Here is a 12,144-nt window from a genome sequence, read left to right as displayed (position 1 = left end):
TTTCCGGAAATTTATCAAAAGGAGGCCCTGTATGATGAAATATAATTCAGTATTTGACATTATCGGTCCGGTAATGATTGGGCCATCAAGCTCTCATACAGCAGGAGCAGCAAGAATTGGAAAAGCTGCTCGAAATCTATTAGGCAGTGAACCGAGCTTTGCAAAAATCCATTTATATGAGTCGTTTGCTAAAACGTATAAAGGCCATGGGACAGACTTTGCCCTCGCTGGAGGATTACTCGGTTTTGAAACAGATGATCCCAGAATGAGTAAAGCACTTGAAATAGCAAAAGAACGTGGATTAAGCATCGAATTTATTGAAGATACAAGCGCAGTAAGCCATCCAAACACTGCTCGTTTAATTATTGGCAATGAGGAAAATCAGATAGAGTTAGTGGGAATATCTATTGGTGGCGGAAAAGTGGAAATCACCGAATTAAATGGCTTTGAACTGCGTTTGTCTGGAAATCATCCAGCAATCCTTGTCACACATAACGATCGCTTTGGTGCGATAGCCTCCGTTGCAACTATTTTATCCAAACACAAAATAAATATTGGGCATATGGAAGTAAACCGGAAAGACCTTGGCAAGGAAGCATTAATGGTTATTGAAACAGACCAAAATGTTGGGGAAGATGTGATGGATGAACTAAACAAAGCCCAGAATATCATTCAAGTGTCGATGATTGCTAGTTAAAGAGGAGGAATTTATATGTTTCGAACCGTAGCAGAATTAGTAGAGATAGCAGAAAATGAAAACATATTGATTTCAGAAGTGATGATTCGCCAAGAAATGGATGTGAAAGAAAGAACGAGAGAAGACATATTCGCGGATATGGAAAGAAATCTTCAAGTGATGGAAAAGGCAATTGAAGATAGCCTAAAAGGAGTTAAATCTGTAACCGGTTTGACTGGAGGAGACGCAGTCAAAATTCAAGAATATATGAAAGAAAAAACACCCTTATCTGGTAACTTACTATTAGACGCAGTAAGTAAAGCGATGGGAACAAATGAAGTAAATGCAGCCATGGGTACGATTTGTGCTACTCCAACAGCGGGCAGCGCAGGAGTTGTTCCGGGAACGCTATTCGCAGTGAAAAATCAGCTTAACCCGACAAGGGAGCAGATGATACGCTATTTATTTACAGCAGGAGCTTTTGGATTTGTGGTCGCCAACAACGCATTTATTTCAGGCGCTGCGGGAGGTTGTCAAGCAGAAGTAGGTTCAGCAGGAGCGATGGCTTCCGCGGCAATTGTGGAGATGGCTGGAGGAACGCCACAGCAATCTGCAGAGGCATTTGCGATGACATTAAAAAATATGCTTGGCCTTGTTTGCGATCCTGTAGCAGGCCTTGTTGAAGTTCCATGTGTAAAACGAAATGCTGGTGGCTCAGCACTTGCAATTGTATCTGCGGACATGGCTTTAGCGGGTGTTACAAGCCGGATTCCATGTGATGAAGTAATCGGTGCGATGTACCGGATTGGTAAAACAATGCCATCTGCTTTGCGAGAAACAGGTGAAGGTGGATTAGCTGATACGCCTACAGGACGGCTATTGAAAGAAAAAATATTTGGGTCGCTGGCGTAATGTTTTGTGTCACTATAAGGCTATCTGGTTAGTTTGATAATAAGTCCATTATTCAGCCCTCGCTGCTTTAAGAAAAGCTGCGAGGGCTTTAGTCGTGTCAATAAACATGTATGATTACATCAAACCAAATAACTTAGGTAAAAACAAGCTAAACCAAGGGAAATAAGTAACGAGCAATAATGAAATGATGATAGGAATATAGATTTTTAATATTGGTACAAAGGTAGATTCAAGTCGAACACCTGCTATACTGCTTCCGATAAATAGGGTACTGCCTACAGGAGGAGAGGATACCCCAATTGCCAGGTTAAAGACGAGAACCACACCGAAATGAACCGGATCCATTCCAACTTCCATTGCTATTGGTAAGAATATTGGGGTGAATATGAGAATTCCCGGAGTGATGTCCATGAAAGTTCCGATAACTAATAGAATGATATTCATTAACAGTAAAATGATAATTGGATCTTCTGATACAGAGAGTAACAAATCGGTTATTGCCCGAGGCATTCCAGAATAAGTCATTACCCATGACATAATATTGGAAACACCAACAAGAAACAGAACGATCCCTGTCATCACAACCGTTTCTTTAACTATGGTCGAGATATGTGACCATTTTAATTGTCGATAGCATAATGCTAATATGAGCGAATACAGAACGGAAACAGCTGCACCCTCAGTAGCTGTAAAAATACCACCAATTATTCCGCCGATAACAACGATTACTAAGGATAAGCTTGGAATTGCTTGTAATACTATTTTAAGGGCTTCTTTTAAGGTAGGCCACTCAGTGACCGGATATTTTTTCTTCTTTGCATTCCAATAGACGAGAACCATCACAGATAATCCCATCATAATCCCCGGTATATATCCTGCCATAAATAGAGCGGATATCGAAGTGCCTCCACTGACCAATGAATAGATAATAAATGCTCCGGTTGGGGGAATTAATAACCCACTCGGTGAAGAAGTTATATTAACTGCAGCGGAAAAGGAAGGATCATAGCCTTCTTTCTTTTGCAATGGTGTCATGACACTACCTATTGCAGCTGTTGAGGCTACAGCAGACCCGGAAATGGAACCGAACAGCATATTCCCCACCACATTCGTATGATCCAATGATCCTGGTAATCTGCCAACAATTAATTTAGCCAGATTGACCAGCCTAACCGCAATCCCGCCATTATTCATAATACTGCCTGATAACATAAAGAAGATAACAGCAAGCAAGGTAAAACTATTAATCCCTTGAAATATCTTCTGGGCCGAAGAAAAGGCGATCATATCTAATGGAACGAGCGTTATTCCGGCAATCAGGGACGAAATACCAATACTTACGGCAATTGGGACGCCTATAAATAATAGAAGGAAAAATGAACCAAACAAAATAATGGCTGTTAATATCACTGGATCCATGTTAATCACCTGCTTTTTCTGCTAATTTTTTATAGTCTTTCAGGTTTAACAATTTGTAGATAATAATAATAAAACCGCTTATTGGCAGGATGGAGTACAATAATCCAATCGAAATGCCTAATATAGGTGTGGTTTGGGACATGGTTAAAGTGACGGCTTCCAAGCCACCTCTTAATAGTACAAAAACAGCAAAGGCCAGGATAAATAAGTCATTAACCACAGTAACAACGAATAAATTTTTACCTTGGAGTTTATTTGTCATAAAAGTTAGGGCTAAGTGCTCGTTCGAGCCAAATGCATAGCTTGCACCTAACATGGAAGTCCATACTAGCAAATACCCAAGTAATTCATTCGTATACGTACTTGGGGAACCTAAAACATACCGACTAGAGACTTGCCATAAAGCACCTAGTACCAAAGCTGCTAATAACACGGAAGCAATGAAGAGAATGGTCCAATTCAGTATGGTCTTTATTTTGTCTATCATATTATTCATAACCCCATTTCTTTCCCACATATCTCTGCAAGCTATTATGAAATAGAAGATGCTCAGGCAGTGAGCATCTTCCTGATCATTACTTATCTAATTCATTGATGCGCTCGATCAATTCTCCTAATCTTTCATTTTCACTATATTTATCATGAAGTGGCTGTACCAATTCTATGAATGGCTCTTTATCCACGTCATAGAATTCGACACCCATTCCCTCCGCTTCTGTTACCGCTTCTTCAATCGCTTTATTCCATAGATCTGTATGTTCCACTCTTGCTTCATTTGCTGTTTCTTCAAAGATTTGCTTCTCTTCATCTGAAAAGCTATCCCAAATGTCTTTTCTGATAACAACAATATCAGGTATGTTTGTATGCTCTGTATAAGAAAATGCCTTTGAAACCTCACCATGCTGTCCAGTTGTTAATGCTGTTGGGTTACTTTCAGCGCCATCAATAACACCTTGCTGCAGAGCAGTGTAGACTTCACCATAAGCTAATGGAGTCGGCGTTCCGCCTAACAGTTCAATCATTTCAATCGCTGTTGGGCTATCCATTACTCGTATTAAAAGTCCATCTAAATCCTCTGGTGTTTCAACCGGAGTATCTTTTGTATAAAAGCTTCTTGCTCCAGAGTCGAAATAGGATAAACCAATAAAGTTATTATCTTCAGTAGATTGATAGATTTCCTCGACTACATCAGATTCCATCACATTACGATAATGTTCCTCACTTGTGAAAATATAGGGAAGGGAGAACACAGAGTAATCATCTGAGAAGGACTCCAATGCGCCGGCACTTACTTTCGTAACGTCGACACTACCGCTTTGCATTTGCTCTAATACCTCTTGCTCACTGCCTAATACACCATTGGAAAAGATTTCAAATGTAATAGAGCCATCTGTTTTTTCTTCAATATCCTCAGCAAAGCTTGTCAATGCAGTGTGGATAGGATGATCCTCACTTAGATTGTGTGCGAGCTTTAATTTTTTAACTTCCTCCGAACTGGATTCTCCACCAGTTTCAGAACTGCATGCCATTAGTAATCCTAGTGAAAGAATAGCAACGAGTAATAATAACTTCTTCAACATAATTCCTCCCTTTCTTTCTTTTTACAATGAACTGATGATAGATTTGAATTCCGTTATCCACTCCTTTGTACTTGTATATAATGCAAAGAAAATCCACATTTAAAAACGCACTCAATAAGATGTACGCTTCTAATGTGGATCTCCAAATCTCCATCACGCAAATTAACTTTGACAATATCTTACTAAACACTGCAAACGTTGTCAATAGAATTTTCATAAGATACTAAATTTTTTACCTTTTAGGATTGTTTAACTTTAGTTCTTAGGGACAGGAGACAGTGCTTGGTTTGCAAACTGTGGTATGAATACCATAATCGTCGGTTTATCACATAATTTCCCCAGTTATCCAAAAGATTTTCTGTTTAGTTATATTGTTGTATTTCCATTTATTTCCATAAAATTTAACAAAAATTGGTAATTTCCGATATATAATATGGAAGTCATTCTTAAAATAGATAGGAGGGAAATGAAGTGTCAGTTGAAATAGAAGCAAAACATCACCCAACTATAGAGGCGTTTATCAATTTAGCACCATATATTCAAGAGCTAATCAATGACGATATTACTATTGGGATTTATGACAAAGAGAAGTTAATCATAAACTTTCCAGCTAAGACATTTGCCTTAAATGTAACACCAGGTGATCCTTTATTAGAAGGCGATATCATCACCAAGGCCATTCGAGAGAATAGAAATCAAGCTATGACGGTACCTGCTGAAATATTAGGGGTGAATTTGGTTTCTCGTGCTGTTCCGATTAGAGATGAACTAGGAAGAGTGGTAGGGGGAGTCGGAGTAGGGCAGAACGTAGACAAAGCAAATAAACTCAATGATATATCGAGTAGTCTATCACATATAGTTGAAGATGTTACGAAAACAGTTTTAGATATGGCAAATTCTATTTCTGATTTAGCGGGGAATATGAACTTTATTTCTAATAAATCCAATGAGGTTAATCACAGTATTAAGCAGATAGAAGAGGTTTCTGGAGTGGTTAAAGGAATTGCAGAACAGAGTAATTTACTTGGGTTAAATGCTGCGATTGAATCCGCCCGGGCTGGAGAACATGGTAGAGGATTTTCTGTTGTTGCAGATGAAATTCGAAAGATGGCTAGCGGCTCCAAAAAACAAGTGGAGGAAATACAAGATATTACAACCAATATTAAAGAAATCATTGATAGCCTAAACCAAGATATTCAGAAAGCAAATTTAGAATCAGATTCACAGTCTGCTGCAATTGAAGAGTTAACTGCCACGATGGAAGAAGTGAATTCTAATATTCATACTCTTGCGGATTTAGCTAGGGAAAATATAGAACTTAAAAATTAGTGATGGGGGTTAATACATATGGTGAATTTTAAAACATTACATAGCCAATACATAAATGGAGAGTGGAGAGAAGGAACCAGCACTCTTACAATTGATAATAAGAATCCATACAATGGTGAGATTATTGCCAGTTATCAAGCCGCCAGCATGGATGACCTAAATCATGCATACGAAGCATCCGATACGATACAGAAGCAATGGGCGAAAACTAATCCAGTTGTGCAAAGAGAAGTATTCGATAATGCACACCATTATATTAAAGATAACCATGAAGCTATCGTGGATGTGATTATTGACGAAATAGGCGGAACAAGATTAAAAGCGGAATTTGAGATTGGATTAGTTCAAAACATCTTAAAGGAAGCATCGACATTTCCAATGAGAATGAATGGTTCCATTTTACCTTCTCCTATTGATGGAAAAGAAAATCGTGTTTACCGTGTACCAGTAGGTGTAGTTGGGGTCATCAGCCCATTCAATTTCCCATTCTTCTTATCCATGAAATCTGTGGCACCAGCATTGGCTGCAGGGAATGGTGTGGTATTAAAGCCGCATGAAAATACTCCGATTACGGGCGGAACGATGATTGCTAAGATCTTCGAAAGTGCAGGCCTTCCTAAAGGATTATTAAATGTCATTACTACAGAGATTTCAGAAATTGGCGATGGCTTTGTGGAGCATCCAATTCCAAGAGCCATTTCATTTACAGGATCAACGAAAACTGGAAAACATATTGGTGAAGTTGCAGGGCGAAATCTAAAAGAAGTTCATTTAGAATTAGGTGGAAACAGTGCACTTGTTGTATTAGAAGATGCAGATATTGACCTTGCAGTAAGTGCCGGTGTATTTAGTCGTTTCACTCACCAAGGGCAAATCTGCATGTCTGCTAATCGTCTAATTGTACATGAAGCAGTCTATGATGAGTTTGTTGAAAAATATGTATCCAAAGTTTCCGAATTAACTTGTGGCGATCCAAAAGACAATAATACGATTATTGGACCATTAATTAATGAACGCCAAGTACAGAATACCGTTGCATTGATTGAGAAAGGCATTGAAGAGGGTGCAAAACCTGTCATTCAAGGTAAGGTTACAGGTAATGTGGTTGAACCGGTTGTATTTACCGACGTGACACCAGATATGACCATTGCTAATAAAGAGTTCTTCGCTCCAGTTGTATCCATCATGAAAGTTTCCAATGATGAAGAGGTCATTTCTTACGCTAACCAAAGTCCATATGGATTAAGTGGCGCTATTCATACAAGGGATGTAGAACGTGGTGCAGAGCTTGCCAAGTTAATGGATACTGGTATGATTCATATTAATGATGGAACCATTAATGATGAACCGAACGTAGCTTTCGGTGGAATGAAAAATTCTGGCGTAGGCCGTTTAAATGGAGAATGGAGTCTCGATGCATTCACTACATTTAAATGGATTTCGATTCAGCATGAAAAACGCTCCTATCCTTATAGCTAATTATTTTACCGGGTACTTTCCTGTAATAAAAGGGAAGTGCCTTTTTTTATAAAAATGAGGCTAGTTGCCCAAAACAGAAAGAAGTTGCTCCTGCCTCCCTGAAACTTCATCAGCCCACCTCAATAGTCGCCCTCCTTCCTTTAAAAGGTAAGCAAACCGCATTAAAAGTCGCTCGAGCCATCCCAAAACTTGAGCAAGCAACACAAAAGGCCGCTAGAAAACCTTCGAGTATGCTCCATCTTCAAGGGAAGTCAATCTATGTCTCCACTATGATAGAAGTTTTAACCTTTAAGGTTTGGGTAAATACGTATTGTAAGCAATACATAAGGAAAGGCTAGCTTTTTATAAATATCATTAGTGAAGGATGCAAATAATAATCTATTAAAAAGCTGCACTGAGACAGAATGTGTTGCTGAGGCCATACATAATATAAGTTGAACACACGGTCGTTTACATTTTTAAACCAATATCACTACAGTTCCATAACTTCATATATGGTCGGCTTGTGAACCGCATCCATTATATTAATCTCAGAAGCTATTAAAAGCAGTGTACGAAATAAAGGAGGAATACCACATTGTTGTTTGAAGATCCAGTATTCGCAAGTCGGATGCTAACCTTGCTCACGCTGACCTTCCATATTATTTACGCGACCATTGGTGTGGGTGTCCCACTTATGATAATGATTGCGCAGTGGATTGGGATTAGGAAAAATGATATGCATTATATCTTAATGGCAAGACGCTGGGCACGCGGTTTTGTTGTTACGGTAGCGGTTGGTGTTGTCACAGGTACCATTATCGGCCTTCAGCTTTCTTTATTATGGCCGAACTTTATGGAACTGGCTGGTAACATTATTGCGTTGCCGTTATTTATGGAGGTTTTCGCGTTTTTCTTTGAAGCTATCTTCCTAGGAATCTATGTTTATACATGGGACAGATTTGATGATCAGCGAAAGCACTTTTTGCTGCTTATTCCAGTGGCACTTGGAGCAACAGCTTCGGCATTTTTCATTACCGTCGTGAACTCCTTTATGAATGCGCCAGCAGGATTTGATTTCGTGGATGGACAGCTTGTCCATGCCAATCCTATCGCAGCGATGTTTACTGCTGCGATGCCGACTAAAGTATCTCATGTTATTGTCACAGCATATATGGCGTCTGCCTTTTTATTAGCTGCCATTGCTGCATTTAAACTATGGAAAGGCTCTTCCCATGAGTATCATAAAAAATCGCTGTATTTGATGATGAAGGTTGGATTTATTTTTTCAGTGGCGGCAGCCTTGATAGGTGATTTCTCAGGAAAGTATGTAGCCGAATATCAACCAGAGAAATTAGCTGCATTTGAATGGCACTTCGAAACAGAAGAAGGAGCACCTCTCCTTTTATATGGTGCGTTAGATGAAGAAAATCAAGAAACCAAATATGCCATTCACATTCCATTTGCATTAAGTATTTTGGCACATGGGAATCCAATGGCGGAAGTAACAGGATTAAATGAATTTCCACAAGAGGAAACACCGCCACTGGTTGTCCATTACTTTTTCGATACCATGGTAACGATTGGGGTCTTTATGATGGCTCTTTCCTTCATTTATTGGTTCGGAATAAAACTAGGGTGGTCCTTTGTAAGAGCTTCGTGGTACCGTCTTCTGATTGTAATAGGTGGACCGCTTACTTTTCTTGCTATCGAGGCAGGATGGTGGACGGCAGAAGTCGGCAGACAGCCTTGGATATTACGAGGAATTATGACGGTGGATCAAGCCGCAACTAGTAGTGATTATGTTGGATGGATGTTTATTCTGTTCCTTATTTTATATATTGTTTTAGGCGCTGGAACGGTGTTTGTCCTGCGGCGCATATTTAAGAATAATCCAATTGAAAAGGACTTGGAAAAATACAACAAAGGCGGTGATCCAGCATGAGTCTAGAAATCCTGGGGATTACGGTGCTTTGGACGTTTTTATTTGGATATGTCATGGTTGGCTCCATTGATTATGGTGCCGGCGTGTTCAATGCGTACAGTATCATTACGAAAAAAGACCATATTTTATCGAAAATCATTCAGCGTTACTTATCACCAGTTTGGGAAGTAACGAATGTATTCTTCGTCTTTTTCTTTGTTGGGATTGTTGGGTTCTTCCCGCAAACAGCCTACTATTTTGGAACGATTTTCTTGATTCCAGGCAGTATTGCCTTAATCCTATTAGCGATAAGAGGTTCCTACTATGCCTTCGAAACCTATGGATCGAGAGGACATAAAGGGTATGCGTTTATGTATGGAATGTCCGGGCTATTTATTCCTGCCTCCTTATCAATTGTGCTTACGATTTCGGAAGGTGGATTTGTAGATATCGTCAACGGAGATCCAGTCTTAAATTATTGGGCATTGTTCACTAGTCCATTAACATGGGCGATTGTCGTGTTAAGTGTGGTTGCCGTTCTTTATATATCTGCTGTTTTCCTAACATGGTATGCGAATAAAACCGGAGATAAGGATGCAACCGAATTGATGCGCAAGTATGCACTTGCCTGGGCATTGCCGCTCATTATTACCGCAAGCGGAATTATCTTTGAACTACGCTCACATAATCCGGCACATTTTGAACGAATTTTAGATATATGGTGGGTATTTGGTGTTTCCTTCCTGCTATGGATTGCAACGGTCGCTCTAATTTGGTCACGGAAAAAGTACAGCCTGGTAGTATGGCTGCTATTTGGCCAATTTGCACTTGCGTTTTTTGGCTACGGATTTTCACACTATCCATATTTGCTTTACCCGCATTTATCGATTTATGAAGGGTTTACGAATCAGGCAATGGCGATTTCACTTGTTGTTGCGTTTATATTAGGATTACTGATGCTTATCCCATCTCTCTATCTTTTATTGAAACTATTTCTGTTTGATAAAGATTATGTGAAAGGGAAAAGAAAATAAGGGGGGCTGAACATGAATGATTTTCTCATCTTTATTGCCCCAATAATTGTTTTATTACTCTCTATTGTGCTTGCATTTTGGGCAGCGTTAAAAGATGAACCTATAAAAAAGGAAAAATAAACAAAACAGCAGCTTTATTCTAACGGGTTTACTACTAAGGTACAAACGAGTCATTTACATGCAAAACCGCAATTATATTCGCTACAGAATTTATTGCGGTATTTTTTTGTTAAATAATGATTTCCCATCCTTTGGTTTTAAAATTCCATATTAAATCATAATTAATTTCACATCTATGAAATATATATTTCTGTCTTGTGAATATCCCTAGATACTTAGATAGTTTTAATTATTTTATTAACCTTTTAGTTTATTTTCTTCACCATATAATTCATCAAGATGTTCAAGATGTTTCAATCCCCAATCTCTCATAGCTGCTAACACTGGTATTTAAATCTGACCGTATTCAGTCTTGGAATATTCAACCTTTGGAGGAACTTGTTGATAAACTATTGATTCATTCCATCTCTTGTACTTATTAAAGAAGAAATAATGATTCAAATCACAAATAATCTTGATTTGAAAGGGTTTTTAGGGAATACATATTTGTAGGTGGAGAAATATTGAGAACATTTTTAGGAGGTTTTTTGATGTCATTTGAAGACAAAGTTGTTTTAATTACTGGTGCTGCAGGTGGTATCGGTCTTGCGACAGCAAAATCGTTCGCTAAAGAAGGGGCCAAACTAGCACTTGTCGATTTAAATCAAGAAACGTTAGAAAAAGCTGCTTCTACCATTGATGCCACAGATGTTTTAACACTTACGGCTAACGTTGCAAAAGAGGAAGAAGCAAAAGCTTATGTAGAAAAAACAAAGGAACATTATGGGCGTATTGATGTGTTCATCAATAACGCTGGTATAAATGGCGATTATCAATTTATTACGGATATTACGGAGGAAAATATTAAAAAAGTACTAGATGTTAACGTTATGGGAGTATTCTTTGGATTAAAATATGTTCTTCAAGTAATGAAAGAACAAAAAAGTGGGGCCGTTGTCAACACGGCTTCAAACGGCGGTTGGTTAGGCGCACCAGGAATGAGCGCGTACGTTGCTTCTAAGCACGCAGTTGTAGGGATTACTAAATCGGCTGCTTTAGAAGGAGCACAATATGGCGTTCGTGTAAATGCAGTGGCTCCGACAGCTGTTGATACAGATATGATGAAACGTATCGAATCGAATACAAACCCAGAAGATGCAGCTGCAGCTAAAAAAGCAATTGAAGCTTCTATTCCCATGGGTCGCTATTCTACTCCAGAAGAAATTGCAGATTTAATGGTGTTCTTATCTTCTGATAAAGCCTCCTTCATTTCTGGTACTTATTATCGAATTGATGGTGGCCAATCTTCTACTTCCGCATAACTTGATTAAGAAACCCTTCATTTAATAAGATGAAGGGTTTTTTAAATCAAAAAACGTACAATCGAGCTAATATTAAAATCCTCTTTACAATAATGAGTGCGATCTTTTGGAAACAAAAACCCCCCTAAGGCAAAATAAATTTTTATTTTTTAATCTGTCTACCTAACGGGGAGCATATCATTTCTGCACTCTTTTTGTTATCTTATTATTCTATGTATTTACTCCGATAGATTTCCTATAAAAACTAAACTACATGTATTGCTGTATAACTATAAAACCGTAATTACAGCAATACATGATAAAGATAAAATATATATAGTTAAATTTCTTTTCAATTTTAAAAGAAAGGATAAGTAGGGGATGGATAAAGACTTATTTCTTATTTACCCAT

General features: G+C 38.5%; 11 protein-coding genes. 8 read left to right on the top strand and 3 right to left on the bottom strand.

Translation table 11 applies throughout. The annotated features are described in order from the left end of the window. Positions 1–34 precede the first annotated feature (34 nt). Both sdaAB and sdaAA read left to right on the top strand, forming a co-directional pair. The gene (gene sdaAB / locus D8M04_RS07860) at positions 35–697 is read left to right on the top strand and encodes an L-serine ammonia-lyase, iron-sulfur-dependent subunit beta (RefSeq protein ID WP_121522408.1); all 663 of its coding nucleotides are present in this window, start codon (positions 35–37) and stop codon (positions 695–697) included. Between the two features lie 15 nt (positions 698–712). Further along, positions 713–1,588, top strand: a complete 876-nt coding sequence (gene sdaAA, locus D8M04_RS07855) for an L-serine ammonia-lyase, iron-sulfur-dependent, subunit alpha (RefSeq protein ID WP_121522343.1) — start codon at positions 713–715, stop codon at positions 1,586–1,588. A 114-nt stretch (positions 1,589–1,702) separates the two neighbouring features. Here the strand turns inward: sdaAA and D8M04_RS07850 are convergent, their stop codons facing one another. The 3 genes from D8M04_RS07850 to D8M04_RS07840 all read right to left on the bottom strand — a co-directional run bounded on the left by D8M04_RS07850 (position 1,703) and on the right by D8M04_RS07840 (position 4,587). Continuing rightward, a complete protein-coding gene (locus tag D8M04_RS07850) occupies positions 1,703–3,007 on the bottom strand; it encodes a TRAP transporter large permease (RefSeq protein ID WP_121522342.1) in 1,305 nt (434 codons plus the stop codon). A 1-nt stretch (position 3,008) separates the two neighbouring features. Next, positions 3,009–3,494, bottom strand: coding sequence for a TRAP transporter small permease (locus tag D8M04_RS07845; RefSeq protein ID WP_121522341.1), 486 nt, complete (start codon positions 3,492–3,494; stop codon positions 3,009–3,011). A gap of 88 nt (positions 3,495–3,582) precedes the next feature. Beyond that, complete coding sequence (locus D8M04_RS07840; protein ID WP_121522340.1) at positions 3,583–4,587, bottom strand: TRAP transporter substrate-binding protein; 1,005 nt, start codon at positions 4,585–4,587, stop codon at positions 3,583–3,585. 471 nt (positions 4,588–5,058) lie between these two features. Here D8M04_RS07840 and D8M04_RS07835 point away from each other — a divergent pair, with 471 nt between their 5' ends. The 6 genes from D8M04_RS07835 (at position 5,059) to D8M04_RS07815 (ending at position 11,753) form a co-directional block, all read left to right on the top strand. Beyond that, positions 5,059–5,916, top strand: a complete 858-nt coding sequence (locus D8M04_RS07835; protein WP_121522339.1) for a methyl-accepting chemotaxis protein — start codon at positions 5,059–5,061, stop codon at positions 5,914–5,916. Between the two features lie 18 nt (positions 5,917–5,934). Next, positions 5,935–7,395: an aldehyde dehydrogenase family protein gene (locus D8M04_RS07830; protein WP_121522338.1), complete on the top strand. Its 1,461-nt coding sequence runs from the start codon at positions 5,935–5,937 to the stop codon at positions 7,393–7,395. A gap of 577 nt (positions 7,396–7,972) precedes the next feature. Continuing rightward, on the top strand, positions 7,973–9,319 hold the full coding sequence (locus tag D8M04_RS07825; protein WP_121522337.1) for a cytochrome ubiquinol oxidase subunit I: 1,347 nt from the start codon (positions 7,973–7,975) through the stop codon (positions 9,317–9,319). After that, positions 9,316–10,332, top strand: a complete 1,017-nt coding sequence (locus D8M04_RS07820; protein WP_121522336.1) for a cytochrome d ubiquinol oxidase subunit II — start codon at positions 9,316–9,318, stop codon at positions 10,330–10,332. The genes D8M04_RS07825 and D8M04_RS07820 overlap by 4 nt, the downstream gene beginning before the upstream one ends. A gap of 12 nt (positions 10,333–10,344) precedes the next feature. Continuing rightward, positions 10,345–10,452, top strand: coding sequence for a cytochrome bd oxidase small subunit CydS family protein (gene cydS, locus D8M04_RS20700; RefSeq protein ID WP_425464004.1), 108 nt, complete (start codon positions 10,345–10,347; stop codon positions 10,450–10,452). A gap of 530 nt (positions 10,453–10,982) precedes the next feature. After that, positions 10,983–11,753, top strand: a complete 771-nt coding sequence (locus tag D8M04_RS07815) for an SDR family NAD(P)-dependent oxidoreductase (protein WP_121522335.1) — start codon at positions 10,983–10,985, stop codon at positions 11,751–11,753. Positions 11,754–12,144 lie beyond the last annotated feature (391 nt).

The organism is Oceanobacillus piezotolerans (assembly GCF_003665065.1).
GTDB classification, from domain to species: Bacteria; Bacillota; Bacilli; order Bacillales; family Amphibacillaceae; genus Oceanobacillus; species Oceanobacillus piezotolerans.
Note: the sequence above shows the minus strand (reverse complement) of the source record. Positions and strands in the feature narration are given on the sequence as shown.